Origin of the sequence: Streptomyces sp. AC1-42W (assembly GCF_003248355.1) — a bacterium.
Taxonomy (GTDB): domain Bacteria; phylum Actinomycetota; class Actinomycetes; order Streptomycetales; family Streptomycetaceae; genus Streptomyces.
Genome location: NZ_QKWY01000002.1, coordinates 812,068 through 837,998, shown reverse-complemented (window position 1 = coordinate 837,998; position 25,931 = coordinate 812,068). Strand labels below are relative to the sequence as shown.

The following is a 25,931-nucleotide window of genomic DNA, read 5'->3' as shown; positions in this document are numbered from 1 at the left end:
TCCCATGACCATGAGCCCCCAGGTGCCCGCCAATGACGGGCCGCCTCCTGTCCGCTTCGCCTTCGGCCGGTGGACGTGGAAGGAGGTCGCGCACCTGCTTTCCAATCTGCCGATGGCGATCATCGGATTTGTTTACACAGTGTTGATGATCGCCGTGGGCGTGGGCCTGGCGGTGACCGTCGTCGGCCTGCCGCTGCTCGCGGCCGGGCTCCAGGGTTCCCGGTTCATCGGGCGGGCCGAGCGGAGCCGGGCGCGGAAGCTGCTGGGGGTCGTGGTGGAGGAGCCGAGCCCGCCGGCGCGCGGGAGTCGCGAGAGCGGCTTCTTCGTCTGGCTGTGGAGCGCGCTGCGCGATCCGGTCGCCTGGCGGACGGCGCTGTATTCGTTCGTACGGCTGCCGTGGGGCATCCTCACCTTCGCCCTGACGCTGATCTGCCTGATCGTGTGGCCGCCGCTCCCCTACGTCGCGCGGCTGCTGGGCAACGCGGACCGGGGGATGGTGCGCGGGCTGCTCTCGCCCTCCGACGATCTCGAACGCCGTATCGCGGAACTGGAGTCCGACCGGGGTGTGGTCGTCGATACGGCCGCCGCCGACCTGCGCCGCATCGAGCGGGATCTGCACGACGGGGCGCAGGCCCGGCTCGTCGCCCTGGCGATGGGGCTCGGCCTGGCCAAGGAGAAGCTGGCCGACGATCCGGAGGCCGCCGCGCGGATGGTGGACGAGGCGCACGGCGAGGTGAAGGTCGCCCTCCAGGAGCTGCGCGACCTGGCCCGCGGCATCCATCCGGCGGTCCTCACCGACCGGGGGCTCGACGCGGCGCTGTCCGCCATCGCCTCGCGGTGCACGGTGCCCGTCACCGTACGGGTGGATCTTCCGGCCCGGCCGGCGCAGGCCATCGAGGGCATCGCGTACTTCACGGTCTCCGAACTCCTCCAGAACGTCAGCAAGCACAGCGGGGCCCGTACGGCGACCGTGGACGTGTGGCGCACGGGCGACCGGCTGCTCATCCAGGTCGGCGACGACGGGCACGGCGGGGCCTCGTTGGACGGCGGTACGGGGATGGCGGGGCTCGCCGAGCGGCTGGGCGCCGTGGACGGGGTCTTCGTGCTCGATTCCCCGGCCGGCGGGCCGACCACCGTCACGGCGGAGCTGCCGTGGCGCGACCGGGGCGCGGAGAAGAGCGCGCCCGCCTCCCGCACGGCCTGAGACCCGCTCCCCCGGGCCGGGACACCCCCGGGGGCGCCGCTCCCCCGCCCCGGGGTAGGGAAAACCCCCCGCCCGGAACGGATACCGCCCTCATGGTGCGCCGGCGCACCACCCCGCACTCTTGAAGCAGACAGTCGGCGCGGACGCCGCAGAGAAGAAACGGACGGAACCCCATGGCCACGGCACACGGACCGGACACACGGGACCACCAGCGGTCGGGCAGCAGCCTCGGGCCCCGTCCCGCGAGGCGGCACCTCGTGCCGGCCGCGCTGCGGGCGCCGGTGGAGGGCAGGACCTGGCGCGAGTTCCTCTACCTCCAGCTGAGCCTGCCGATCAGCATCGTGATGTTCACCTTCGCGATCACGATGGTGTCGCTGGGCGCCGGGCTGCTGGTGACCTTCGTCGGCATTCCGGTGCTGGCCGCCGGGCTGGCCATGTGCCGGGGCTTCGGGACGCTGGAGCGGACGCGGGCGCGGGTGCTGCTGGGCGTGGACGTGGCCGATCCGGCGCCGGCGCGCGGGCGGACCGGCGGGCTGATGTCGTGGATGGGGGCCGTGCTCAAGAGCGGGGTCTCCTGGCGCCACCTGCTCTACTCGCTGCTGCACTTGCCGTGGGCGGTGTTCGCGTTCGGCGTCTCGCTGACGCTCCAGGTGTGGGGCTGGGCGGCGCTGACGTACCCGCTGTGGCACTGGACCGTTCCGTCGCACTCGGGCGTCTCGGGCATCCAGCTGTACGGCGACGCGCGGCACGAGGTCTACCTGGACTCGTTCTCCGACCTGGCGCTGACCGCCGTGATGGGCCTGGGCGTCGTCCTCGCCACGCCGTGGGTGATCCGGGGCATGGCGACCGTGGACCGGCTGCTGGTCGCCGGGCTGCTCGGACCGTCCCGGCTGGCGGAGCGCGTGACGGAGCTGGAGTCCGACCGGGGTGTCGTCGTGGACACGGCCGCCGCCGACCTGCGCCGCATCGAGCGGGATCTGCACGACGGGGCGCAGGCCCGGCTGGTCGCCCTCGCCATGGACCTGGGTCTCGCGAAGGAGAAGCTTGCCCACGATCCGGACGCCGCTGCCCGCATGGTGGACGAGGCGCACGGTGAGGTGAAGGTCGCCCTCCAGGAGCTGCGCGACCTGGCTCGCGGCATCCACCCGGCCGTCCTCACCGACCGGGGCCTGGACGCGGCGCTGTCCGCCGTCGCGTCCCGGTGCACCGTGCCGGTCACCGTCGAGGTGGACCTGCCGTACCGGCCGGCGCAGGCCATCGAGGGCATCGCGTACTTCACGGTCTCCGAGCTCCTCCAGAACGTCAGCAAGCACGCCCGCGCCACCCGTGCCTCGGTGGACGTGTGGCGCTCGGACGACCGGCTGATGCTCCAGGTCACCGACGACGGGCGCGGCGGCGCCGACACGGCGGCGGGCAGCGGGCTCGCCGGGCTGACCGAGCGGCTGGACGCCGTGGACGGGGTGCTGGTCGTCGACTCGCCGACGGGCGGCCCGACGCGGATCACCGCGGAGCTGCCCTGGCGCGGCTGACCCGCAGGACGAACCGGCAGACGTACCGCCCCGGAGGGACCCCCTTCCGGGGCGGGCCCGCGCTCAACCCCGCGCACGCTCGCGACGTCACTGCCGATGCTGGGATGCTGGACGGCATACGAATCGGATCAGCGAGCGGACAGCGGGGGAATTGCGTCGTGACGGAGGACAGGGTGCGCGTGGTCATCGCCGAGGATTCGGTGCTGCTCCGGGAGGGACTGACCCGGCTGCTGACGGATCTGGGGCACGACGTCGTGGCCGGCGTCGGGGACGCGGAGGCGCTGATCAAGACGATCGGCGACCTCGCCGGGCAGGACGCGCTCCCGGACGTGGTGGTCGCGGACGTGCGGATGCCGCCGACCCACACCGACGAGGGGGTGCGCGCGGCGGTGCGGCTGCGCCGGGAGCACCCCGGGATCGGCGTGCTGGTGCTGTCGCAGTACGTGGAGGAGCAGTACGCCACCGAGCTGCTGGCCGGGTCCAGCCGGGGCGTCGGGTATCTGCTCAAGGACCGGGTCGCCGAGGTCCGGGAGTTCGTGGACGCGGTGGTCCGGGTGGCGCAGGGCGGTACGGCGCTGGACCCCGAGGTGGTGGCCCAGCTGCTGGGGCGCAGCCGCAAGCAGGACGTGCTCGCCGGGCTGACGCCGCGTGAGCGCGAGGTGCTGGGCCTGATGGCGGAGGGGCGGACGAACTCCGCGGTGGCCAAGCAGCTGGTGGTGAGCGACGGCGCGGTGGAGAAGCATGTGAGCAACATCTTCCAGAAGCTGGGGCTCGCGCCGAGCGAGGGCGACCACCGCCGGGTGCTCGCGGTGCTGACGTATCTGAACTCCTGACCTGCCCGGCTGCCGGGCGGGGCGCGGCCGGGTGTGTCTCCAGCGAGGGGCCGACGCGGAACCAGGCGGCTGATGAATCATGGCGGCACAGCGCCGGGAACGTCTCAGCATCCAGATACGACGCGTCTCAAAATGCCGTCCACCATGTGATCGGCCGGAGGAAGGCGACCCTTACGGACGTAGGGTGGGCGGGGGACCTCCGGCGGGCCGGACGGTTCCGAGCCGCCGTGCCGAGGGAGGTCCAGTAAGTGACCAGCCAGGTCAGTAGCCCAGCCGAGCAGGCCGACGAGGCCAGTGAGGCACTCGTAGGGGGACAGCGTGCCCCCCAGTCCGCAGCCGCAGACGGGAAAGAGGTCCGCCGCCTGGACCGGGTGATCATCCGCTTCGCGGGTGACTCGGGCGACGGCATGCAGCTCACCGGTGACCGGTTCACCTCGGAGACGGCGTCCTTCGGGAACGACCTCTCCACGCTGCCGAACTTCCCGGCCGAGATCCGCGCCCCCGCAGGCACCCTGCCGGGCGTCTCCTCGTTCCAGCTGCACTTCGCCGACCACGACATCCTGACGCCCGGCGACGCGCCGAACGTCCTGGTGGCGATGAACCCGGCGGCGCTGAAGGCGAACATCGCCGATGTGCCGCGCGGCGCCGAGATCATCGTGAACACCGATGAGTTCACCAAGCGGCCGATGGCGAAGGTGGGCTACGAGACCAATCCGCTGGAGGACGGCTCGCTGGAGGCGTACAACGTCCATCCGGTGCCGCTGACCACGCTGACGATCGAGGCGCTGAAGGAGTTCGGGCTCTCCCGCAAGGAGGCCGAGCGCTCCAAGAACATGTTCGCGCTGGGGCTGCTGTCCTGGATGTACCACCGGCCGACCGAGAACACCGAGGCGTTCCTGCGGGCCAAGTTCGCCAAGAAGCCGCAGATCGCCGAGGCGAACGTGGCCGCGTACCGGGCCGGGTGGAACTTCGGCGAGACCACGGAGGACTTCGCCGTCAGCTACGAGGTCGCGCCGGCCTCGCAGGCGTTCCCCGCCGGTACGTACCGGAACATCTCGGGCAACCTGGCCCTGTCCTACGGTCTGATCGCCGCCGGCCGCCAGGCGGACCTGCCGGTCTACCTCGGCTCGTACCCGATCACCCCGGCGTCGGACATCCTGCACGAGCTGAGCAAGCACAAGAACTTCGGCGTGCGCACGTTCCAGGCCGAGGACGAGATCGCGGGCATCGGCGCGGCGCTGGGTGCCGCGTTCGGCGGGGCGCTCGCCGTGACGACGACGTCCGGGCCCGGTGTGGCCCTCAAGTCGGAGACGATCGGCCTCGCGGTGTCGCTGGAGCTGCCGCTGCTCATCATCGACATCCAGCGCGGCGGCCCGTCCACCGGGCTGCCCACCAAGACCGAGCAGGCCGACCTTCTCCAGGCGATGTACGGGCGCAACGGCGAGGCCCCGGTGCCGATCGTGGCCCCGCGCACCGCGGCCGACTGCTTCGACGCGGCGCTGGAGGCGGCCCGGATCGCGCTGACGTACCGCACCCCGGTCTTCCTGCTCTCCGACGGCTACCTGGCCAACGGCTCCGAGCCCTGGCGCATCCCGGAGCCGGACCAGCTGCCGGACCTGCGCGTCCAGTTCGCGAGCGGCCCGAACCACGAACTGGCCGACGGCACCGAGGTGTTCTGGCCCTACAAGCGCGACCCGCAGACGCTGGCCCGTCCGTGGGCCGTCCCCGGCACGCCCGGCCTCGAACACCGCATCGGCGGCATCGAGAAGCAGGACGGCACGGGCAACATCTCGTACGACCCGGCCAACCACGACTTCATGGTCCGCACCCGCCAGGCCAAGGTGGACGGCATCGACGTCCCGGACGTCGAGGTGGACGACCCCACCGGCGCGAACACACTGGTGCTGGGCTGGGGTTCGACGTACGGCCCGATCACGGCCGCCGTGCGCCGGCTGCGCGCCTCCGGGCGCTCCGTCGCGCAGGCCCATCTGCGCCACATCAACCCCTTCCCGAAGAACCTCGGCGAGGTCCTCAAGCGTTACGACAAGGTGGTCGTGCCCGAGATGAACCTCGGGCAGCTGGCCACGCTCATCCGCGCCAAGTACCTCGTGGACGCGCACAGTTACAACCAGGTCAACGGAATGCCGTTCAAGGCCGAGCAGCTCGCGGCAGCTCTTGAGGAGGCCATCGATGCCTGAGAACGAACTGCTCCAGCTGGTGCCCAAGGCCGAGGCCAAGCAGTCCATGAAGGACTTCAAGTCCGACCAGGAGGTGCGCTGGTGCCCCGGCTGCGGTGACTACGCGGTCCTCGCCGCCGTGCAGGGCTTCATGCCCGACCTGGGGCTGGCCAAGGAGAACATCGTCTTCGTCTCCGGCATCGGCTGCTCCTCCCGCTTCCCGTACTACATGAACACCTACGGGATGCACTCGATCCACGGCCGTGCCCCGGCCATCGCGACCGGCCTGGCCACCTCCCGGCGCGACCTGTCCGTCTGGGTCGTCACCGGTGACGGCGACGCGCTGTCCATCGGCGGCAACCACCTGATCCACGCGCTGCGCCGCAATGTGAACCTCAAGATCCTGCTGTTCAACAACCGGATCTACGGGCTGACCAAGGGCCAGTACTCCCCCACCTCCGAGCTGGGCAAGATCACCAAGTCCACGCCGATGGGCTCGCTGGACACCCCGTTCAACCCGGTGTCCCTGGCGATCGGCGCGGAGGCGTCCTTCGTCGCCCGTACGGTCGACTCCGACCGCAAGCACCTCACGAGCGTGCTGCGCGCCGCCGCCGACCACCCGGGCACGGCGCTGGTGGAGATCTACCAGAACTGCAACATCTTCAACGACGGCGCGTTCGAGGTCCTCAAGGACCGGGACCTGGCGCAGGAGGCGGTGATCCGGCTGGAGCACGGGCAGCCGATCGTCTTCGGGACGGACGGCTCGAAGGGTGTCGTCCGGGACTCGCTGACCGGTGACCTCCAGGTCGTCGCGGTCACCGAGGAGAACAAGTCGCAGATCCTTGTCCACGACGCGCACAACCCCAGCCCGACGACCGCGTTCGCGCTGTCGCGGCTGGCCGACGCGGACACGCTGCACCACACCCCGATCGGGGTGCTGCGGGACGTGGCGCGGCCGGTGTACGACACGCAGATGGCCGAGCAGCTGGACCTCGCGGTGGAGCAGAGCGGCAAGGGCGACCTGGCCTCGCTGCTCGCGGGCAACGACAACTGGACGGTGGTCGGCTGACCCGGCCCCCGATCCGCGCGAGCGCGCCGGACCTGCCCCCTCGCGGGCGGACCGGCGCGTTCGCGCATTCGCCCCCCGCGCCCGCTGTCATGACCGTCTGGCGATACGGCTATGACACCGGCCCCGGTCGGCGTTACCGTCCTCTGGTTGAGGGTTGTACGACAGACAGCACCGGGAGGGCCCGTGCAGGGAACGAATGACCAGCGGGCCGGGCTCCTCTCCGGGTTCGGCGCGTACGGCATATGGGGCCTGGTGCCGCTGTTCTGGCCGCTGCTGAAACCGGCCGGGGCGGTGGAGATCCTGGCCCACCGCATGGTGTGGTCGCTCGGCGTGGTGGCGATCCTGCTGCTCGTGCTGCGCCGCTGGTCCTGGATCGGCCCGCTGCTGCGGCAGCCGCGCAAGCTGGGGATGCTGGGCGTGGCGGCGGCGACGATCACCGTCAACTGGGGCCTGTACATCTGGGCCGTGAACAGCGGCCATGTGGTCGAGGCGTCCCTCGGCTACTTCATCAATCCGCTGGTCACCATCGGCATGGGCGTGCTGCTGCTGGGCGAGCGGCTGCGCCCCGCGCAGTGGGCGGCGGTCGCGACCGGCGCCGCGTCGGTGCTCGTGCTGGCGATCGGTTACGGGAAGCCGCCCTGGATCTCGCTGATCCTGGCGTTCTCCTTCGCGACGTACGGCCTGGTCAAGAAGAAGGTCGACATGGGCGGCCTGGAGTCGCTGACCGTGGAGACCGCGCTGCTCTTCCTGCCCGCGCTCGGCTATCTGGTGTGGCTGAGCGCACGGGGAGCCGCCACGCTGACGTCGGAGGGCCCCGGGCACCTGGCGCTCCTCGCCTCGACCGGTGTCGTCACGGCGGTGCCGCTGATCCTGTTCGGGGCCGCCGCGATCCGCATCCCGCTGTCCACGATCGGGCTCCTCCAGTACATGACGCCGGTCGCCCAGTTCATCCTCGGGGTGGCCTGGTTCCACGAGGAGATGCCGGCGGAGCGGTGGGCCGGCTTCGGCCTGGTGTGGCTGGCCCTGGCGGTGCTGACGTGGGACGCGCTGCGGACCGCCCGGCGTACGCGGGCCAGGGCGCTGGCCGCCCGTCCGGGCGGCGCGCGTACCGGGTCGCGGCGGGCGGCCCGGGTGACCTGACCGGCGAGGCGGAGGCGGTCGCCGAATATCCGAGCGGCGGCCGTCGCTCCGGGACAGAATGCGGGGCATGACTCTTGAATGGAAGGTCGTCATCGACGCCGCCGACCCGCACGCCCAGGCCGGCTTCTGGGCCGGGGCCCTGGGGTACGAGGTCGAGGACAACAGCCCCCAGATCGAACGCCTCCTGGGCCTCGGGGCCGTACCGGAGGCCGTGACGACCATGGCCCACGGCCGCCGCGCCTGGCTCGACCTGGCGGCCGCGCGGCACCCGGACGACCCCTACGACGAGGACAGCGGGGCCGGCCGGGGCCGCCGCCTGCTCTTCCAGCGCGTCCCGGAGCCGAAGACGGTGAAGAACCGCCTCCACCTCGACCTCCGCTCGGGCCCGGCCGGCCGCGCCGCCGAGGTGGCCCGCCTGGAGGCCCTGGGCGCGAAGGTCCAGCGCGAGGTGGACGAACCGGGCGGCACGTGGACGATCCTCACGGACCCGGAGGGCAACGAGTTCTGCGTCGAGTAGGCGTCAGGCTTTTTGGTGTTGGTTGGTGGTGGTGTGGTTCAGGCTGCGGGCGCCCAGGATCGTCAGTAGGAGCAGTGCGCCGGCCACCGCCGGCACCAGGAGCGTGAAGCTGACCGGGGTGCTGTCGTCCGTGGAGGCGCTGACCAGGTTGCCGGGGTCGCGCAGGATCTGGAAGCGGTCACCGGGGCGGGTGGCGGCGCCGCATTTGGAGTCGTCGCTCTTGACCCAGAGCGGGCCGTCCACCGCCTCGACCTTGCAGCGGTGGTACTGGTTGGAGGAGGCGTACGACCGGCCCCCCTCGTGCACGACCTCGGTGACCGTGACCTGCACGTGCTCGCCGCGCAGGTCGAGGATCGCGCTGCGGAAGCCGGCCGGCACCGTGGCGATCAGAAGTACGGCGAGTACGAGCATCGGCAGCGCGTACCGCACCTCCGGAATCCCGAGCCGCAGCACGCCGAACATGCCCCCGAGCACGGGCACCAGGTACAGGATCTGCACGTATCCGGGCACGCCGTGGGCGAAGACCGCCATGACCCCGGCCCCGGTCAGCAGCAGCCCGCACCCGAGCGCGGCGAGCGCCCCGGAGAGCAGGGGCCGCCGGGGCGTCCACGCGTCCGTATCGGTCAACGCCCTCCAGAAACGCCGCCCTCTGCCCACCGTCGCAGCCATCCCCGCCCCCGCCCCCGCCGCAGAGTCCATCCGACTCGCTTACCCGGAACGGGTTTTCGCACACCTACGGGTCATGACCCGGCGCACGACGGTCTCGGGGGGAGGTATGGGGCGAACCGCTCGGCGACCTCCGTCGCCACGGCCGTCGCGTCGCGCGTTCCGTCCACCTCGATGACGTGGATGCCGAGGCGGCGGGCGTTCCGTACCGCGTCCTCGCCCACCAGCCGGTCCCGGGCCAGGCGGTTGGCCTGGGCGCGGGCCGGGTCGGCGACGGGGACGCCGAGGGCCCCCGCGCGGGGAAGCGTCCGGAGCTGGTGCTGCCGGAACTCCTCGGTGGGGACGAGCACGACCATGCGCCGGAGCGAGTCGAGCAACGGCGCGACGAGTTCCGGCCGCAGCCCCCATCCCTCGGCGATCACCGGGCGGCCGGTGAACAGGGCGCGCAGATCATCCAGCGCCCAGTCGAACCGGACCGGGAAGCCGGCCAGCGTCTCGGCGTCCATCTCCTCCGGGCTCCGGTCCACCCAGACCTGCTCGGGGGCGGGGTCCGCCACGGGCTCCCCGCGAGCCACCCGCCGCGCGATCCGGCGGTCCTGGTGGCCGCGGGCGTCGTGGTAGTCGTAGTGGTACGCGGTCAACCCGTACTGCCCGGCCACGAGTTCGGCGACCGTGCTCTTCCCGGCCCACTGCGCGCCCCCGATCCACAGCGCACGCCGCAGGCTGCCGTGCGGGTCCCAGACGTCCGACATGAAAATCCTCCCGTTGAAGAGCGGCACAGGTGCCCGCTCGGGGAAGAGTTTCCTGGTTTGCCAGCAAAAATTGCAGTCTTGTGTTGGCCGGGAGATTGGCAGAGAAGCCCCCGTTCCGGCCGGCAAACCCTGGGCAGGTCGCGTGCCGGAGCGGGGGCCTCCGCTATGCCCAGTGCGTCACCGCGGGCTACTCGTCGAGGTACAGCAACGCCGTGATCGTCTTCTTGCACACGTCGCAGTGCATCGGCGCTTCGATGCTGGCAAGGTCGCACTCGACGGACGTGATGCGGTCCACCACCCCGGTAGCGACTTCACCGTTCCAGGCTTCATGCCACCGCTCGGTGTTCTCCTGGAGCCGTGAGACGTAGCCCCGCGTCATCTCGTAGAACACCCGGACGCCGTGCTCCTTCATGTAGCCCCAGTTGAACTCAAGGCTCCTGAGCACGACGGGGAACGGGTGCAGCGCTTGGGTGCGGCCCCAGGTCTCCAACACGTCCACGATGTCGAGCCTGCCGGCTCGCTCGTCCAGCACGCCCCACATACCGGATGCGTCGTAGTCGCTCAGAACCTGATCAAGAATGCCCGCGCAGAGGCGAAGGTTCGCCTTCTTCACCTGGAAAAGCCGGGTCACCTCTGCGCGCGTCCCGTCTGCGGGCTCCTTACGCGCCTTGCTGATGGCACGCGTCAGTTCCGTGCTCAGGGCAGCCTCATCACAGAGGGAGTCCCCGAAGCTGAGCCATGGGTCCGGAAACCCCCTCTCGGCAGTGACCCGGAAGATGCGATCTCCTTGCGTTCCCATCCGTTCCTCCTCGGAACGAGCCGGCAACGGAACAGGTCCACTGCGTGTCAACTGGATGGTGCGCACCGCCGCGAGAGTTCTGCGGCAGCCTGGTCGAGCGGGACCTGGACCTGTTCTCCACTATCCATGTCCCGCAGTGTGACCGTACCGGCTTCGCGTTCGTTCGCGCCGTAGATCACGCAGAAACGGGCTCCTTGGTCGCTGGCCCATTTCATCTGTTTGGCGAACTTCCCACTTGACCCGAGGTAGACACCTGTACGAACTCCGACACGGCGAATCTCGGCCGCAAGCCGAAAGCTGTCGGCTGCCTGCTCCTCGCCCATGACCGTGACGGCCACATCAATCTGTGAGTAGGTGGCTTCGTCTGCCTGTGAGAGCAGGGGCAGGATGCGTTCAATGCCCAGTGAGCCGCCGCAGGCGGGGGATTCCTTGCCCCCAAGGCGGCCGATGAGACCGTCGTACCGGCCACCGGACGCAATCGATCCGGGCATGCCGGGGGCGACTACTTCGAAGATGATGCCGCTGTAGTAGTCGAGCCCGCGCACGAGGTTTGGCGTGAACGCGATGCGCTCGGCCGGGATCGCGCCCTTGGTGAGTTCCAGCAGTCGATCCACCTCCGCCAAACCAGCCTGACCGGTTTCATTGGACTTCAGCTCTCCCCTGACCCGCTCGACCGCATCGGGCGCGGTGAGATCATCGACCAAGCCCTGTGCCACCTCCGATGACAGGCCACGACTGGCTACCAACTCGTTTACGACGGCTTCCGGCGAAAGCTTGTCGAGCTTGTCGAGGGTGATCAGCGCACCGGAACCAAGCTCCTCCGGGACGGCGTACGCCTCCAGCAGACCGAACAGGGCGCGCCGCGAGTTCACCAGGAAACGGAACTCGGGCACGCCGAGCGCCTCAAGGGCGTCGTGCAGCGCCAGGACGATCTCGGCGTCGGACAGTGGCGAGGACGAGCCCACGATGTCCAGGTCGCACTGGACGAACTCGCGGAACCGCCCCTTGCCCGGCCGGTCTGCCCGCCACACCGGCGCGATGGCGTACCGCTTGTACGGCGACGGAAGCTGACTGCCGTACGCTGCCGCCGCGCGGGCCAGAGGGACCGTGAGGTCGTAGCGAAGGGCAAGGTCGGCCTCTCCGGTGGCTTCGTGCTCACCGCGCCGAAGAATCTTGAAGATCAGTTTGTCGCCCTCGTCTCCGTACTTGCCGGTGAGCACGTCCAGCCGCTCGAACGCCGGGGTCTGGAGTGGCTGAAAGCCGTACCGGGCGAACACTGCACGGATGGTCGCGAAAGCGCGTTCGCGCCGCTCGAACTCGGCGGCGAGGAAATCGCGGGTCCCGGATGCGGGGTCGAACTGCTTCATGGAGGCCATGCGGTCATAGTCCCGGAAGCCATCGCCTCGGAGCAAAACACGACGCGAGGGTGTCTCGTCCGCTCCACGCCGGCGCACTGGACCTCGCAGCAGGCCAGAGCCGAGAGCTGTTCCGTGAATACGCGTAGTCGATCTTGAGGTCGTGGAGCACCGCGACGGCGCTGGTGGTGTCGTTGCTCGACTCACCGCGCCGACGGTGCGGACGAGGCGAGGGCCTGGCGGCCGGTCTGACCGGCCGGCCGGCCGGCCGTCGAGGCGGGTGGTTTCAGGCGCGGTCGTCGTGGTCCGCCGTGACGTGGCGGCGGCGCAGTACGCGGCAGTCCGTTTCGCGGCTGCCGTCTCCCTCCGCGCGGGCCACGGCCTCCTCCAGGTCGAACTGTTCGCACGTACGGCAGCCCTCGGCCGCCTCCCGGTCCGGCTGAGCGCTCATGCGACCTCACCCCGGCTCCGGGCGTTCTCCCGCGCGGTCCGCGCCGCCAGACGCTCGGCCGGCGTGGCCTCCCGCGTGTGCTCGGGGCGCACCTCCCACTCGGTGCCACCCCTGGGAGCCCGGAGCATCCAGTAGGGGCCGACGACCCCCCGGAACTCACCGACCAAGGGCTGCTCCCAGCGGGCGACGTCCACGACGATCGCCCCCACAACGGGAGTTGGGGGATTCTGGGCGTTATGCCCGGTCTGTTCGGTACCAGCGCACACGAGATATTCCTCTCCGTAGCCATTCCACTACCAAGCGGGTTCAGAGTGGCCTAGAGTCGGGGACTGTTCAACGTGCCGGTTACGAACGAAAGGTCGGTGACAGCTCTTGAACCGCAAGGAGTTAGACCCCGACAGCAGCCCGCAGGCAGCCTTCGGAGCACGTATCCGCAGACTGCGCGAGGCTCGCGGCTGGAAGCAGGAGGAGCTGGCCGAGCGGACGGGCTACTCCGCCACCCACGTCTCGGCCGTGGAAACTGGTCGCAAGATGCCAACCCTCCGATTTTCGCGCAGTGCTGACAGGGCGTTCGGCATCGAGGAAACCGTTGACACGTTCGAACAGGAGTGGCGGAAGATCCGGCACGGTTCACTCCTGGAGGGCTTCCCGCAGTACGTCGGCTACGAGGGGCGAGCCGCCGAACTCCGCCTGTACGACATCGGGATCATTCCGGGGCTGTTGCAGACACCCGAGTACGCGCGCGTGCTGGCCGACAGCGCGGTGCGGCGCGGGACCATCACACAGGAACAGGCAGACGAGCGCGTCTCGTTCCTGGCCGAGCGCCAGGCAGCCCTCGTACGTCCCAAGCCGCCCATGCTGTTCGTCATCATGGACGAGAGCTGCATCCGTCGCCCCGTGGGTGGACCGGACGTCATGGACGCCCAGCTGGCGCGCCTGATCGAGTTCGCCGAGATGCCGAACACCCTGCTCCAGATCGCACCGTACGCGATAGGAGAACGGCGCACCCTCAACCTGCCCGTCAATCTCCTGACTCTTCCGGATCGGTCCGTCATCTGCTATGCCGAGTCTCAGACGCAAGGGCATCTGGACCGTGAAAGTACGTCAGTACTACCCATGTTGACGGCCTACCATCAGCTACAGGCCGAAGCTCTCTCCCAAGGAGCGTCCGTGGCCATGATCAGGCAACTGCGAAAGGGCACCTCGTGACGACCGAATCCCCCCGCTGGTTCACGTCCTCCTACAGCGACAACGGCGGCAACTGCGTTCAGGTCGCCACCAACCTCGCCCCGGCCACCGGCACGGTCCCCGTCCGGGACTCCAAGGTCCCGAGCGGCCCCGCCCTCGGCCTCCGTGCCGACGCGTACACCGCCTTCGTGACGGGTATCAAGGACGGCGGGTTCGACACCACCGTCTGACCCGCCCCCCTTACGAAGGGAAGCTCCGTGGCCACTGAAACGCCCCGCTGGTACACCTCCTCGTACAGCGACAACGGCGGCGACTGCGTCCAAGTCGCCACCAACCTCGTGGCCACCACCGGCACCGTGCCCGTCCGGGACTCCAAGAACCCGGGCGGGCCCGCCCTCGCCCTGCGCGCCGACGCGTTCGCCGCCTTCGTGGCCGGGGCCAAGCAGGGCGGGTTCCACGCGGTCTGAGCCGGGTTCCCGGCACCGCCTACGCTGGTCGGCATGCCCACCCCGCCCCCGTACTCCCTCGTCGCCACCGATCTGGACGGCAGCCTGCTGCGTGGCGACGACACCGTCAGTCCGCGTTCGCGGGCCGCGCTGGACCGGGTACGAGGGGCCGGGGCCCGGCATCTCGTCGTCACCGGGCGGCCCGTGCCGGGCGTACGGGCGCTGCTCGACGGGCTCGGGTACCGGGGGCTCGCCGTGTGCGGGCAGGGAACCCAGGTGTACGACGCCGGGGCGCGGCGTACGGTCCGGGCCGTGACGCTGGACCGGGAGGCGGCCGACGCCGCGCTGGGGAAGATCGAGGCGCAGGTGGGCCCGGTGTTCGCGGCGGTGGACCAGGACGGGCCCGAGGGGCTGACGCCGGCCGAGCCCGGCTACCGGCCGGCGCACGCCACGCTGCCCGCGCAGCGGACCCGGCACCGGGGCGAGCTGTGGGCCGCGCCGGTGATCAAGGTGCTCATCGGGCATCCGGAGCTGAGCGACGAGGCGCTGACCGCCGAGGCCCGCGCGGTCGTCGGGGACCTGGTGACCGTGACGCACTCCGGTCCCGGGACCGTCGAGCTCCAGCCGTACGGCGTCGACAAGGGCGTCGGAATCGCGCTTGCCGCCGAGGAGCTGGGGGTGGACCCGGCGTCCGCGATCGCCTTCGGGGACATGCCGAACGATCTGCCGATGTTCCGCGCCTGCGGCTACGGCGTCGCGATGGGCAACGCCCACCCGGCCCTGCGCGCGGCGGCCGACGAGGTCACGCTGTCCAACGAGGAGGACGGCATAGCCGTCGTGCTGGAACGCCTCTTCCGCTGAGGCGCGCTCAGCCCGACGCCGCCCCCAGCGACCGCAGCACGTGGTCCACCAGGTTCGACACCTCCTGCTCCGTCTGCATCGGCTTGCGCAGCACATGGCGGTAGTACAGCGGGCCGTACAGCATCTCGACCGCCAGCCGCAGATCCGCGCCCGGTGGGATCTGCCCCTGGTCCTGCGCGCTGCGGAGCCGACCGACCGCCTCATCGAAGCGCGGTCCGATGAGCTGCGTGCGTACAGTTTCGGCCAGCTCGTCGTCGTGGTGCAGCTCGGAGAGGATGCCCGCGTAGGCCGGGCCGAACGGGGGTACGCCGAGGACCGCGACCGCGCCCGTGATGTGGGTGCGCAGGTCCTGCGCGATGTCCCCGGTGTCGATGAACGGGGTCGCGGACACCAGCATCTCCGTGAACGCTTCCAGCAGAATCGCGCTCTTCGAGGGCCACCAGCGGTAGATCGTCTTCTTGCTGACGCCCGCCCGCGCCGCGATGCCCTCGATCGTGACCCGGCCGTAGCCCCGCTCCGTACACAGGTCCAGGGCCGCTTGCAGCGTCGCCCTGCGTGAGCTCTCGCTCCGGCGCAGCGAACTCGGCGATGTGTTCATTCGGTGAGCATAGGTGTGTTCGAGCCAATCCTTGTTGACAGCCCGTCGTGATAACCCGAACAATGCTCTGGCGGAAACGGAACGTACCGTGTCGGCTCGTTCCTTTCGTTTTCGCACCGTTCGTGCCGTTCGTGCCGCGACGAGCCGATCGGGGGACGGCTCGCCGGCCGACGGTACGGCTGCCGCCCCCACCTCTCGGGCCGTTCTCAGGCCGTTCTCAGGCCGTTCTCAGGCCGTTCTCAGGCCGTGATGTCCTTCGCCGTGAACCGCGCCCAGGCCGCCGAGCCGAACACCGCCGCGTACACCGCCTGGAGCCCCAGGTTCTTCACCTGACTTCTCCAAGGAAGCCCGGGGTTCGGCCCCGGGAGGAATTGATCCTTGGCGCGGAGGCGCAAAGCGCCGGAGTTCGCCGCGCATCTGCCGGTACCTCAACTGGATCTCCTGCGGTCAGCCCTACTAGGGTTTTCTGCTTGAAGATTGTCGCGCAGGTGAAACTAATGCCCGTGTCCGCGTATGACGCGGACGCACTGGCAGCGACCCTGCGTGCTTGCAACCGGGCCGCGAATGCGGCCTCCGAGGTGGCGTTCGCCGAGGACCTCAAGCGGCGGAACGTGTTGCAGGACGCCGTCTACCACCGGCTCCGGACCGATTTCGACCTCGGGGCGCAGGCGGCGGTGCGCACGATCACGAAGGTGTGCGACGCGTACACCACGCTCAAGGCCAACATCAAGGCCGGGAACCTCGGCCGTGAGGGCTCAAAGCGGCGCGCCCGTGCCGAGTCCAGGCCGATCGGCTTCCGGGAAGGTGCGGCCCAGCCGTACGACGACCGGATGCTGACCTGGAACCTGGACACCCGGACCGTCTCCATCTGGACGGTGGCCGGCAGGCTCAAGCGGATTCCGTTCGTCTGCTCGCCCGAAGCGATGCGCCTGCTGGCCTCGCGCAAGGGCGAGTCGGACCTGGTGGCGCGGGACGGGATGTTCTTCCTGGTCGCCACCATCGACGTGCCCGAACCCGAACTGTTCGAGCCGGACGGTTTCCTCGGTGTGGACCTCGGGATTGTCAACATCGCCACCACGTCCGACGGCGAGATCCTTGCCGGGCGCCGGTTGAACCGGTACCGCAAGCGGCACCGTGACCTGCGGCAGAAGTTGCAGAAAAAGCGCACCAAGTCCGCCAAGCGGGTCCTGAAGCGCGTCCGCCGCCGGGAAGCCCGGCACGCGGCGAACACCAACCACATCATCGCCAAGACGCTTGTTGCCACCGCTGAACGCACCTCGCGGGGAATCGGACTGGAAGACCTGTCCGGTATCCGCGCCAGGGTTACGGCCAAGAAGGACCAGCGGGCCAAGCTGCACTCCTGGGCATTCGCCCAGCTCGGCGCATTCGTCGCCTACAAGGCACGGCGGGCCGGTGTCCCGGTGGTCCACGTGGACCCGAGGAACACCTCCCGCCAGTGCTCGGAGTGCTGGCACACCCACCGCGCCAACCGGGTCTCCCAGGCCCGCTTCGAGTGCCGGTCCTGCGGCGTGATTACGCACGCGGACCACAACGGCTCCCGCAACATCGCCCACCGGGCGATGTCTGTGTGGCAGCGGGGCGCAGTCAACCGCCCCAGTCCCACCGCAAGGTAGGACCGGACGCAGGGGACCACGCGGCAGCCAGTCGCGCTCCACTTGCAATCACAGCCTTGGACGATCGGGTGACAAGCCCGGTCCTTCAAGGCCGAGAAGTTGACCACCTCGTCCCATTGAAGCTCACTCCCTCGTGAACGAGGGAGATTCCCGCCTGGCTTGCGCCGGTGGGTTGGACGGCTTACGCCGCCTGACGACTGCCCTCCCGGCAGCCGGGATGACCACGGTGTGGCCGATCCGGTACAGGTGCAGGATGTTCCGGGCCGCGTTCTCGTCGGCGTTGCCGGTCCATCCGCACATGCTGTTCTTGCACACGAACGTGGCCTGGTCCTCGCGGCTGCCGGGTGTGACGAGCCCGCAGGCGTGGCAGCGCTGGGAGGTGTACGGGGCCGGGACCTTGACCAGGGTGCCCCCGTTTCGGGCGGTCTTGTACCCGAGCATGGTCATGGTCCGGCCCCATGCCTCTTGGGCTATGGAGCGGTTCAGTCCGGCCTTGGCCGCGACGTTCCTGCCCGGCTCCTCGATGGTGCCCTTGGCGCTCTTGGTCATGTTCGTGATGTGCAGGTCTTCCACCACGATCACGCCATACGTGCGGGCGAGCATGGTGGTGGTCTGGTGCTGCCAGTCGGTTGCTCGTCGCGTGGCTGTTGCTCGGAGTCTGCCGATCCGGCGGTACACAGCGCGCAGGCGGCCTGAGAACTTCTCTCCGCGCTTGCGGTGCTGCTTGAGACGTGCGGCGTGCTGCTCAAGGCGGAGCAGCACGGTTTTTTCCTTCTCGGTGAGCCACTTGTCCCGGTCGGCGGTGCCGTCGGGAAGGCGCGGCGCGTGGCTGTGGTCCTGGTGGTTGCCGTCCGATAGGGCGAGGGGGAGGTTCACGCCGAAGTCGATGCCGATCTCGGGACCGGTGTGCGGGGCCGGGACGGCCTCTCGGGTCTGGACGCGGAAGGCGATGTGCCAGCCGAGCGAGTCCTTGACCAGCCGTGCCCCGGTGATCCGGTTGTCGGTGTCGGCCCGCTTGCCGATGGGAAGGTCGCGGGTCCAGCGGAACCGGACCCGTCCGATCTTCGGGATCTGGGCCTCGCCCCAGCGGCGGTTGATCCGAACGATGTTCAGATCCCGGCCCTGCGGCACGTCCACCGTCAGCGGAGTGCGGATGCGGGCCTTGAAGTTCGGCTCGTCCGCCCGTCCTTCCCAGCAGTTCTTCCATGCCTGGAAATACGTCTTGAGGACGGCCTGTGCCGCCTGTGCGGGCAGCACACCGAGCCAGTCGATCTCTTTGCGGGCCTGCCGGATCGCCTCGTCCGCAGCCTTCAAGTCGCGGCGGTACTTCGGCGTCATCGTCCAGAAGTCGTGCAGCAGGTTCCACGTCGTACGCGCCGCGTGGCCCTGGTCGTCCATGAGCCGGACTTGCGCAGGAGTGAGCGCCAGTCGGGCGCGGTGCCCGAACTGCCGCTTCTCGTACGCGATTTCCTGACCCATGATCTTCACCCTAGCATAGGTTTATGTCACCACGATGGAACCCCAATCCCGATGTACGCACAGGACGTCACGTCGTCTACAACTTGCACGTCCACTTGGTTTTCGTAACGAAGTACCGACGCAAGGCCATGACCGACGCCATGCTGACGCGGTGCGAAGAGATCATGCGGGAGGTGTGCAGCGACTTCGAGGCCGAGCTGAAACAGTTCAACGGCGAGGACGACCACGTGCATCTCCTGGTGCACCACCCGCCAAAGGTCCAGCTCTCCAAGCTGGTCAACAGCCTCAAGGGAGTCTCGGCCCGGCTGCTGCGCAAGGAGTACGACAGCCACGTGCGCCGATATCTGTGGGGCGGACACTTCTGGTCCGGCTCCTACTTCGCAGGCTCCTGCGGCGGCGCACCGCTGACCGTGGTCAAGCAGTACATCGAGAACCAGAAGCGGCCCGTCTGACCGTTGCCCCGGAGGCTCGCAGCGAACTCCGGCGCTGCGCGCCTCCGCGCCAAGGGTGGCCTTCACCCCCGCCCTGAAGGGCGGAGCACTGGCCAAGATCAGAGGTAGACGGGGTCGCGCACCAGGTCCGAGAAGGACAGCCAGTAGTGCGGGAACAGGTAGGGGTGGATGCCGCTCAGCTGCGGGATGCTGTCCACGATCTGGACGGTGATCAGCAGGCCGACCGTCGCCCGCGTGAAGGAGGGCCCGGCAGAACGTTTTCCGGTGGATCGCGGAACATTACAACCGGAAGCGGATCCACTCGACCATCGGCTACATCACGCCGTACGAAGCGAGAACCCGCTACCGACAACGACTCGACCTCGCGGCATAGAACGGAAGTGTCGGACTTCGAGGGGTCACTTCAGCCGGCGGTCGCACCCCGCCCCGCCCCGCCGCGCGAGGTGCGCGCGGCGGGGCGGGCGGAAGGGGTACGGCAGTGCGTCAGCTCGCGTCGTTCGCCGCGGCGACCAGCGCGTCCTTGGTGACCGCGCCGACGTAGATCCGGCCGTCGTCCGTCATCAGCGCGTTGATCAGGCGCGTCTTGAAGACCGTGCCCGAGCCGAACTTGCCGGTGACCTTGTCGCCGAGGGCGTCCAGGAACTGCTGGGCCTGCGGCGGGACGCCCTTCGTCGCCTCGGTCGGCAGGGCGGCGCCGCCCGGGGTCCTGATCTCGGCGATGCTGTTCCAGCCCTTGCCGATGATCTTCGGGGCGCCCTCGTCCTCGAAGGCGCGCAGGTCGCCGCGGGCCTTCTCGGTGGCCTCGCGGGCGTCCTTCTCGTGGCGCTCGGCCGCCTCGTCGGCCTCGGTGACCTTCGCGCCCTTGGGCGGGGTGAAGGTGAAGGAGGACGCGGCGGGCTTCCCGAAGTCGACCGAGGTGAAACCGGCGTCCACGACGGCCTTGCCGCCACCGCTCGGCCGGAGCGTGAACTTGAGCGGCACGCCGTTCTCCGCGTCCACGGCGACGGTGATCGAGCCCACCGTGGAGCCGCTCTGCTCCGGCTTGAGGACCAGGCGGTACGCGTCGCGCCCGGCGACCCGCGCGGTGCCGTCCACCGTGACGGACGTGGTGCCGTCGGCGGCTTCGAGCGCCTGCTCGGCCAGGGCCTTCGGGGTGGTCGGGACGCCCTCGGGGACGGCCCGGTCCTGGTGGCGCGGGGCCTTGTCCTTGGCGTCGGCCTCCGCGTGGTACACCGCGTTGGTCGCGCTGTCGTACGCCCAGACCTGGTCGCCGTTGTGGATCAGGCTGTACTCGGCGGCGTCGTCCAGGATGGAGAGCCGCTGCTTGTCGGGGCCGTCCGCGGCAACGCGCAGGGTGTGCGTGCCGGAGGCCAGCTCGGTGAGCTTGCTCTGCGGGTCGGCGCTCGACGTGTCCTCGCCGCCGCGCCCGCTCTTGCCCGCGTCGGACAGGAAGGAGCCGGCCAGGCCGCCCACGGAGGGGATGCCCAGGTCCGTGCTGATCTTCACCGTGCCGGAGAACTGCTCGGTGTCCGAAGCGGCGATCTTCTCGATGAGTTCCTGCGCGGTGATCTCCGGCAGGTCGGGGTCGCCGGAGCTGGCGAGCGCCGGGACCAGACCGATGGTCGCCGCCGCCACCCCCGCCACCGCGACGGGGACGATGTAGCGGGCCGCCCTGCGGCGGCTCCCGGCGCTCCGGCCGGCGGCCGTGCCGGTGGTCTCCGCGCTGTCGTTCGGTGCCATGTGTGCCCTACCTCCGTGGTCGGCGGCTTCCTCGGGATGCGCTCGCCCACTCCGTGCCGCCATTCTCACCCGTTTTGGTCAGGAGTGGTTGTGTCTCCATCCGACCAAAACGGGCTGCGGAAAGCGTCAACCCGGGGGAGCAACTCCGCGTACCTCTTCGGTATGACGATGGAGCGCCGATTCTCCCCCGTCCAGTAGGGGTTGGGGCCGCGCGGGCTCCGGGCTCCGGGCTCCGGGCTCCGGGAGAGGCGTCAGCCGGCGCGGTGGACCACCGCGTCGCACATCTCTTCCAGGGCGAGCTTGGCGTAGCACTCGGGCAGCGGCCCCAGCGTGGCCCGCGCCTCCTGCGCGTACCGCACGGTGTCCCGGCGGGCCCGGGCCAGCGCCGGGTGCGCGCGCAGCAGGCGCAGCGCCTCGGTGAGCCGGTCCGGGTCGCCGAGGTCGCCGTCGAGCAGTTCGACGAGGGCCAGGTCGTCCGGCTTGCCGTCCGCCGCCGCCTGCGCCCGCAGATGCAGGACGGGGAGGGTCGGGATGCCCTCCAGGAGGTCCGTACCGGGGGTCTTGCCGGACTCGTGGGAGTCCGACGCGATGTCCAGGACGTCGTCGGCGAGCTGGAAGGCGACACCGAGCCGTTCACCGTACTGGGTGAGGATGTCCGTCGTGGACTCGTCGGCGCCGGACATCATCGCGCCGAACCGGCAGGCCACGGCGATCAGCGAGCCGGTCTTGCCGCTGAGCACCTCCAGGTAGTGCGCCACCGGGTCGCGGCCGTCGCGCGGGCCGGCCGTCTCCAGGATCTGGCCGGTGACCAGGCGTTCGAACGCCTCCGCCTGGATGCGGACGGCCTCCGGGCCCAGGTCGGCCAGTATGTGCGAGGCGCGCGCGAAGAGGAAGTCGCCGGTCAGTACGGCGACCGAGTTGCCCCAGCGGGAATTGGCGCTGGGCACACCGCGCCGCACATCGGCCTCGTCCATGACGTCGTCGTGGTACAGCGTCGCGAGGTGGGTCAGCTCCACGACGACGGCGGCGGGCACCACGCCCGGCGCGTCGGCGTCGCCGAACTGGGCGGCCAGCATCGCGAGCAGCGGACGGAACCGCTTGCCGCCCGCGCGCACCAGGTGCTGGGCGGCTTCCGTGATGAAGGGCACGTCGCTCTTGGTGGCTTCGAGCAGGCCCGACTCGACAGCAGCCAAACCGGCCTGGACACCGGCCTCAAGAGCCTGGTCCCGCACGCTCAGTCCGAACGGCCCGACGACGGTCACGAGGGGATCTCCTGTCTGCTGACGATCACACGGAATGTCGATGTGTCGTTGTCAACCACTGATGTCAGCGTATCCGGTCGTCTTCGGATCACCGTGGGCGCCTTCCCGCCACCGCCGGTATGTTCGAGATCAGCTCATACGATCAGGAGTTGCCGTTTTGTCCCACACCGCCGCCGCCACGGAACCGGAGCAGCCGCCGCCGGCCGACGACCACGCCTTCTTCGGCCAGCCGCGCGGCCTGATGACCCTGTCCGGCCTGGAGGTCTGGGAGCGGTTCTCGTTCCTCGGCATGCAGGCGATCCTCGTCCTCTACTTCGCGGACACGGTCGCACACGGCGGCATGGGCATGGAGGCCGGGACCGCCGCCTCCGTCTCGGCCGCGTACGGCACGCTGGTCTATCTGGTGTCGGTGGCCGGCGGCTGGCTGGCCGACCGCATCCTCGGCTCGTACCGGGCGGTGCTCTACGGCGGCATCCTGATCGCCTGCGGCCATTACGCCATGGCGGTGCCCACGGACGCGATGACCTGGGTCGGGCTCGGGCTGATCAGCGCCGGGACGGGCCTGCTCAAGCCCAATGTGGCCACGATGGTCGGCAAGCTCTACCGGACGGACGACGAGCGCCGGGACGCGGGCTTCGCCCTCTACTACATGGGCATCAACATCGGCGCGTTCCTCGGACCGCTGATCACCGGCTGGCTCGGCGACCACGCGAGCTGGCACTGGGGCTTCTCGGCCGCCGCCTTCGGCATGACGCTGGGCCTCATCCAGTATGTGGCGGGCCGCCGTCACCTGGCCGGGCGAAAGCACACCGCCGAATTCGCGCTGGCCCCCGGCCCCATGCGCCGCGCCGTCCGGCTGATCGCCGCCGGGGCCGTCGTCGTCGCGGCCGTCGCGACCGCGCTGGCCCTGGCCGGGTGGCTCACCATGGACCGGTTCGTGGACCTGCTCACCCTGATCTCGGTGATCGCGCCCGTCGTCTACTTCGCGGTGATGTTCCGCAGCCCCCGGGTCACCGCCGCCGAACGCGGCAGGCTGCGCCCGTACGTGGTGCTGTTCCTGGCCTCCGTGGTGTTCAACTTCATCCTCTTCCAGGCGTACTCGACGATGATGCTGCTCGCCTCGACCAACGCCCGTACCGAGATCTTCGGCTTCCACTTCCCGGCGAGCTGGTACGCCTCCGCGCTCGGCGCCTTCGAGGTGGCGCTCGCCCCGGTGGTCGCGGCCGTCTGGGCGAAGATGGGGCCGCGCCAGCCGCATGCCTCCAACAAGATCGCCATCGGAGTGATCCTGGGCGGGCTCTCCTTCCTGCTGATGGTCCTGCCCACCTCCGGGCACTCCGGCGACACCTACAAGATGGCCGCCTGGTGGATCGTCGGCTCCTATCTGCTCCTCGGGCTCGGCGACATCCTGCTGGAGACCTCCGGCATGTCGGCGACCACCAAGCTCGCCCCGAAGGCGTTCGCCAGCCAGACCATGGCGCTCTGGTTCCTCTCGCTGGCCCTCGCCAACGGCATCCAGGCCCAGATCGTGAAGCTGTACGGCGAGGTGTCCAACCCCGCCTACTTCGGTGTCAATGGCGCTGTCGCGGTGGCGGCCGGCGCGGCCGTCATCGCCGCCGCCCCCTGGCTCAAGCGCACCATGCACCCCGTCCACTGAGGTACGCCCATGCACATCCAGACCGCGTTCCCGTACGAGACGACCCACGAGGACCTCTACATCCCGCTCGAAGGGGGCACCTCCCAGGCTTCAAGCTCTGGGGGAGGCACCCAGCTGTACGCGCGGATCTGGCGGCCGGTCACGGACGAGCCCGTGCCCGCGCTCCTGGAGTACCTGCCGTACCGGCTGAGCGACTGGACCGCGCCGCGCGACTGGCAGCGCCACCCCTGGTACGCCGGACACGGCTACGCCTCCGTCCGGGTGGACGTGCGCGGCCACGGCAACAGCGAGGGCATGCCGGGCGACGAGTACGACGCGACGGAGCTGGCGGACGGGGTGGCCGTCATCCACTGGCTGGCCCAGCAGGAGTGGTGCTCCGGCCGGGTCGGCATGTTCGGGATCTCCTGGGGCGGCTTCAACTCGCTCCAGATCGCCGCGCTGGCCCCGGAGCCGCTGAAGGCCGTCGTCACCGTGTGCTCGACCGACGACCGCTACGACAACGACGTCCACTACATGGGCGGCTCGGTCCTCGCCGTGGACATGCACGCCTGGGCGGCCACCATGCTGGCCTTCGTCTGCCGGCCGCCCGACCCGGCGGACGTCGGCGGCGACTGGCGGAAGATGTGGCTCGACCGGCTGGAGGCGGTGAACCCCTTCATCCACACCTGGCTCGCCCACCAGACCCGCGACGCCTACTGGAAGCACGGCAGCGTCTGCGAGGACTACTCCGCCGTCGAGGCCGCCGTCCTCGCGGTCGGCGGCTGGCACGACCCGTACCGCGACACCGTTCTCCGGCTCGTCGAGCACCTGGACCCGGCGCGGGTGCGCGGCATCATCGGGCCCTGGTCGCACCAGTACCCCGACCGGGGGCTGCCGCCCGGACCGGCCATCGGCTTCCTCCAGGAGACCCTGCGCTGGTGGGACCAGCACCTCAAGGACAAGGACACCGGAGTCCTGGAGGAGCCGCTGCTGCGGGCCTGGATCAGCGAGTCGCACCCGCCCGCCACCGTCTACGAGACGCTGCCCGGCCGCTGGGCCGCCGAGAACGCCTGGCCCTCGGAGAACATCACCCCGGTGGCGTACGCCCTCCAGGGCGGCCCGCAGCTCGTCCGCTCGCCGCAGCAGACCGGGCTCGACGCCGGGCGCTTCTTCCCCTTCGGCAACGACGCCGATCTGCCGCCCGACCAGCGCGACGAGGACGCCAAGTCGCTCTGCTTCGAGTTCCCGGTGGCCGACGCGCCCATCGAGATCCTGGGCCGGCCCAGGGTGCGGCTGCGCATCCGGATGGACGTGCCGCGCGGTCAGGCGATCGCCCGGCTCTGCGATGTCGCCCCGGACGGCTCCTCCACCCTCGTCACGCGCGGCGCGCTCAACCTGGCCGCCCGCAACGGCCGCGACCGCACCGAGGACTGGCCCGCCGGCGCCACCGAGGACGTCACCTTCGAGCTGAACGGCATCGGCCACACCTTCCCGCCCGGCCACCGCATCCGGCTCGCCGTCTCCTCCTCGTACTGGCCCTGGATCTGGCCGCAGGCCGGCTCGGCGGGCTTCACCCTGGAGGCGGACGGCAGCCTCGTCGAACTCCCGGTGCGCGGGGAGACCGAGGACCCCGCGATCTCCTTCGATGAGCCGGAGCAGGCCGAACCGCTGGGCGTGGTGTACCCGGAGACGCTGGACACGCCGCGCCCGGAGCGGCTGGTGGTCCGCGATGTCGCCGCGGGCGAGTGGCGCCTGGAGGTGGACCCGCGCTACGGCGGCACCCGCGTCTACCCGGACGGCCTGGAGTTCACCGAGGACGCGCGGGAGACGTACACCGTCCGCGAGGACGACCCGCTCTCCGCACGCACCCGCTCCGACTGGACGATCCGGCTGCACCGGCCGGAGATGTCCTGGGACGTGCAGATCGACACCCGCTCCGAGATCACCGCCGACGCCGACGCCTTCCACACCACCGACGAGGTCGTCTGCACCGAGGGCGGCGAGGTCGTCTTCCACCGCACCTGGGAGAAGAGCATCCCGCGCACCTCCGGGTGACACGACGGGTAGGGCGTACTTTCCGGGGCACTGGGGATGGTCGGGGCACCGTCCGGGTGGCGGCCGTCAGGCACACCGCCCGGGCAAC

General features: G+C 70.1%; 25 protein-coding genes and 2 pseudogenes. 15 read left to right on the top strand and 12 right to left on the bottom strand.

Going from position 1 to position 25,931, the window contains the following annotated elements; translation table 11 throughout:
• The first annotated feature begins 4 nt into the window (after positions 1–4).
• The 7 genes from DNK56_RS21710 (at position 5) to DNK56_RS21680 (ending at position 8,469) form a co-directional block, all read left to right on the top strand.
• The gene (locus DNK56_RS21710) at positions 5–1,204 is read left to right on the top strand and encodes a sensor histidine kinase (RefSeq protein ID WP_199563657.1); all 1,200 of its coding nucleotides are present in this window, start codon (positions 5–7) and stop codon (positions 1,202–1,204) included.
• Between the two features lie 173 nt (positions 1,205–1,377).
• Positions 1,378–2,733, top strand: coding sequence for a sensor histidine kinase (locus DNK56_RS21705; RefSeq protein WP_111337245.1), 1,356 nt, complete (start codon positions 1,378–1,380; stop codon positions 2,731–2,733).
• A gap of 173 nt (positions 2,734–2,906) precedes the next feature.
• Entirely contained in the window at positions 2,907–3,566 is a 660-nt protein-coding gene (locus DNK56_RS21700) for a response regulator transcription factor (RefSeq protein ID WP_111339462.1), read from the top strand.
• A gap of 248 nt (positions 3,567–3,814) precedes the next feature.
• A complete protein-coding gene (locus tag DNK56_RS21695) occupies positions 3,815–5,764 on the top strand; it encodes a 2-oxoacid:acceptor oxidoreductase subunit alpha (protein WP_111337243.1) in 1,950 nt (649 codons plus the stop codon).
• Positions 5,757–6,812, top strand: a complete 1,056-nt coding sequence (locus DNK56_RS21690) for a 2-oxoacid:ferredoxin oxidoreductase subunit beta (RefSeq protein ID WP_111337241.1) — start codon at positions 5,757–5,759, stop codon at positions 6,810–6,812. The genes DNK56_RS21695 and DNK56_RS21690 overlap by 8 nt, the downstream gene beginning before the upstream one ends.
• 183 nt (positions 6,813–6,995) lie before the next feature.
• A complete protein-coding gene (gene rarD, locus DNK56_RS21685; RefSeq protein ID WP_111337239.1) occupies positions 6,996–7,952 on the top strand; it encodes an EamA family transporter RarD in 957 nt (318 codons plus the stop codon).
• Positions 7,953–8,019: 67 nt separating this feature from the next.
• Positions 8,020–8,469 carry a VOC family protein gene (locus DNK56_RS21680; protein ID WP_446750406.1) on the top strand — a complete coding sequence of 150 codons (450 nt, stop codon included), beginning with the start codon at positions 8,020–8,022 and terminating at the stop codon, positions 8,467–8,469.
• A 3-nt stretch (positions 8,470–8,472) separates the two neighbouring features.
• Here DNK56_RS21680 and DNK56_RS21675 read toward each other — a convergent pair whose 3' ends face one another.
• The 6 genes from DNK56_RS21675 to DNK56_RS21655 all read right to left on the bottom strand — a co-directional run bounded on the left by DNK56_RS21675 (position 8,473) and on the right by DNK56_RS21655 (position 12,701).
• Positions 8,473–9,096, bottom strand: coding sequence for a hypothetical protein (locus tag DNK56_RS21675; RefSeq protein WP_111337235.1), 624 nt, complete (start codon positions 9,094–9,096; stop codon positions 8,473–8,475).
• 113 nt (positions 9,097–9,209) lie between these two features.
• The gene (locus DNK56_RS21670; RefSeq protein WP_111339461.1) at positions 9,210–9,887 is read right to left on the bottom strand and encodes a hypothetical protein; all 678 of its coding nucleotides are present in this window, start codon (positions 9,885–9,887) and stop codon (positions 9,210–9,212) included.
• Between the two features lie 187 nt (positions 9,888–10,074).
• Positions 10,075–10,686: a hypothetical protein gene (locus tag DNK56_RS21665; RefSeq protein ID WP_111337233.1), complete on the bottom strand. Its 612-nt coding sequence runs from the start codon at positions 10,684–10,686 to the stop codon at positions 10,075–10,077.
• A 47-nt stretch (positions 10,687–10,733) separates the two neighbouring features.
• Positions 10,734–12,062 (bottom strand): histidine--tRNA ligase, encoded by a 1,329-nt coding sequence (gene hisS / locus DNK56_RS21660; RefSeq protein ID WP_111339459.1) that lies wholly within the window; start codon positions 12,060–12,062, stop codon positions 10,734–10,736.
• Between the two features lie 265 nt (positions 12,063–12,327).
• Positions 12,328–12,492 carry a hypothetical protein gene (locus DNK56_RS35510; protein WP_199563658.1) on the bottom strand — a complete coding sequence of 55 codons (165 nt, stop codon included), beginning with the start codon at positions 12,490–12,492 and terminating at the stop codon, positions 12,328–12,330.
• On the bottom strand, positions 12,489–12,701 hold the full coding sequence (locus DNK56_RS21655; protein WP_241990051.1) for a hypothetical protein: 213 nt from the start codon (positions 12,699–12,701) through the stop codon (positions 12,489–12,491). Before DNK56_RS21655 ends, DNK56_RS35510 begins: the two co-directional genes overlap by 4 nt.
• 163 nt (positions 12,702–12,864) lie before the next feature.
• Here DNK56_RS21655 and DNK56_RS21650 point away from each other — a divergent pair, with 163 nt between their 5' ends.
• Genes DNK56_RS21650 through DNK56_RS21635 form a run of 4 tightly spaced genes read left to right on the top strand, consistent with a single transcriptional unit; the run spans position 12,865 to position 14,987 of the window.
• Positions 12,865–13,701, top strand: coding sequence for a helix-turn-helix domain-containing protein (locus DNK56_RS21650; RefSeq protein WP_111337229.1), 837 nt, complete (start codon positions 12,865–12,867; stop codon positions 13,699–13,701).
• Complete coding sequence (locus tag DNK56_RS21645) at positions 13,698–13,910, top strand: DUF397 domain-containing protein (protein ID WP_111337227.1); 213 nt, start codon at positions 13,698–13,700, stop codon at positions 13,908–13,910. Before DNK56_RS21650 ends, DNK56_RS21645 begins: the two co-directional genes overlap by 4 nt.
• Before the next feature lie 27 nt (positions 13,911–13,937).
• Positions 13,938–14,147, top strand: coding sequence for a DUF397 domain-containing protein (locus tag DNK56_RS21640; protein ID WP_111337225.1), 210 nt, complete (start codon positions 13,938–13,940; stop codon positions 14,145–14,147).
• A 33-nt stretch (positions 14,148–14,180) separates the two neighbouring features.
• On the top strand, positions 14,181–14,987 hold the full coding sequence (locus DNK56_RS21635; protein ID WP_111337223.1) for an HAD family hydrolase: 807 nt from the start codon (positions 14,181–14,183) through the stop codon (positions 14,985–14,987).
• 7 nt (positions 14,988–14,994) lie between these two features.
• Here DNK56_RS21635 and DNK56_RS21630 read toward each other — a convergent pair whose 3' ends face one another.
• Both DNK56_RS21630 and DNK56_RS21625 read right to left on the bottom strand, forming a co-directional pair.
• Entirely contained in the window at positions 14,995–15,585 is a 591-nt protein-coding gene (locus DNK56_RS21630) for a TetR/AcrR family transcriptional regulator (RefSeq protein ID WP_111337221.1), read from the bottom strand.
• A 239-nt stretch (positions 15,586–15,824) separates the two neighbouring features.
• A pseudogene (locus tag DNK56_RS21625) lies at positions 15,825–15,926 on the bottom strand (ABC transporter permease); the annotation flags it as partial.
• Positions 15,927–16,082: 156 nt separating this feature from the next.
• Here DNK56_RS21625 and DNK56_RS21620 point away from each other — a divergent pair.
• Positions 16,083–17,219, top strand: coding sequence for an RNA-guided endonuclease InsQ/TnpB family protein (locus DNK56_RS21620; protein WP_241989740.1), 1,137 nt, complete (start codon positions 16,083–16,085; stop codon positions 17,217–17,219).
• 123 nt (positions 17,220–17,342) lie between these two features.
• On the opposite strand, the gene DNK56_RS21615 is transcribed toward DNK56_RS21620, so the two are convergent.
• Positions 17,343–18,698 (bottom strand): RNA-guided endonuclease InsQ/TnpB family protein, encoded by a 1,356-nt coding sequence (locus DNK56_RS21615; RefSeq protein ID WP_199563574.1) that lies wholly within the window; start codon positions 18,696–18,698, stop codon positions 17,343–17,345.
• Between the two features lie 23 nt (positions 18,699–18,721).
• Between DNK56_RS21615 and tnpA the strand changes: the two genes are divergently transcribed.
• Complete coding sequence (tnpA, locus tag DNK56_RS21610) at positions 18,722–19,150, top strand: IS200/IS605 family transposase (RefSeq protein ID WP_111337219.1); 429 nt, start codon at positions 18,722–18,724, stop codon at positions 19,148–19,150.
• Between the two features lie 104 nt (positions 19,151–19,254).
• Here the strand turns inward: tnpA and DNK56_RS21605 are convergent.
• The 3 genes and pseudogenes from DNK56_RS21605 to DNK56_RS21595 all read right to left on the bottom strand — a co-directional run.
• Positions 19,255–19,383 (bottom strand): annotated as a pseudogene (locus DNK56_RS21605) (ABC transporter permease); the annotation flags it as partial.
• A gap of 250 nt (positions 19,384–19,633) precedes the next feature.
• Positions 19,634–20,890, bottom strand: coding sequence for a LolA family protein (locus DNK56_RS21600; RefSeq protein ID WP_111337217.1), 1,257 nt, complete (start codon positions 20,888–20,890; stop codon positions 19,634–19,636).
• Positions 20,891–21,141: 251 nt separating this feature from the next.
• Positions 21,142–22,152 carry a polyprenyl synthetase family protein gene (locus tag DNK56_RS21595; protein WP_111337215.1) on the bottom strand — a complete coding sequence of 337 codons (1,011 nt, stop codon included), beginning with the start codon at positions 22,150–22,152 and terminating at the stop codon, positions 21,142–21,144.
• Between the two features lie 157 nt (positions 22,153–22,309).
• On the opposite strand from DNK56_RS21595, the gene DNK56_RS21590 reads away from it, so the two are divergent.
• Both DNK56_RS21590 and DNK56_RS21585 read left to right on the top strand, forming a co-directional pair.
• Complete coding sequence (locus DNK56_RS21590) at positions 22,310–23,809, top strand: peptide MFS transporter (RefSeq protein WP_111337213.1); 1,500 nt, start codon at positions 22,310–22,312, stop codon at positions 23,807–23,809.
• Between the two features lie 9 nt (positions 23,810–23,818).
• Positions 23,819–25,843 (top strand): CocE/NonD family hydrolase, encoded by a 2,025-nt coding sequence (locus DNK56_RS21585; protein ID WP_111337211.1) that lies wholly within the window; start codon positions 23,819–23,821, stop codon positions 25,841–25,843.
• The last annotated feature ends 88 nt before the right edge of the window (positions 25,844–25,931 follow it).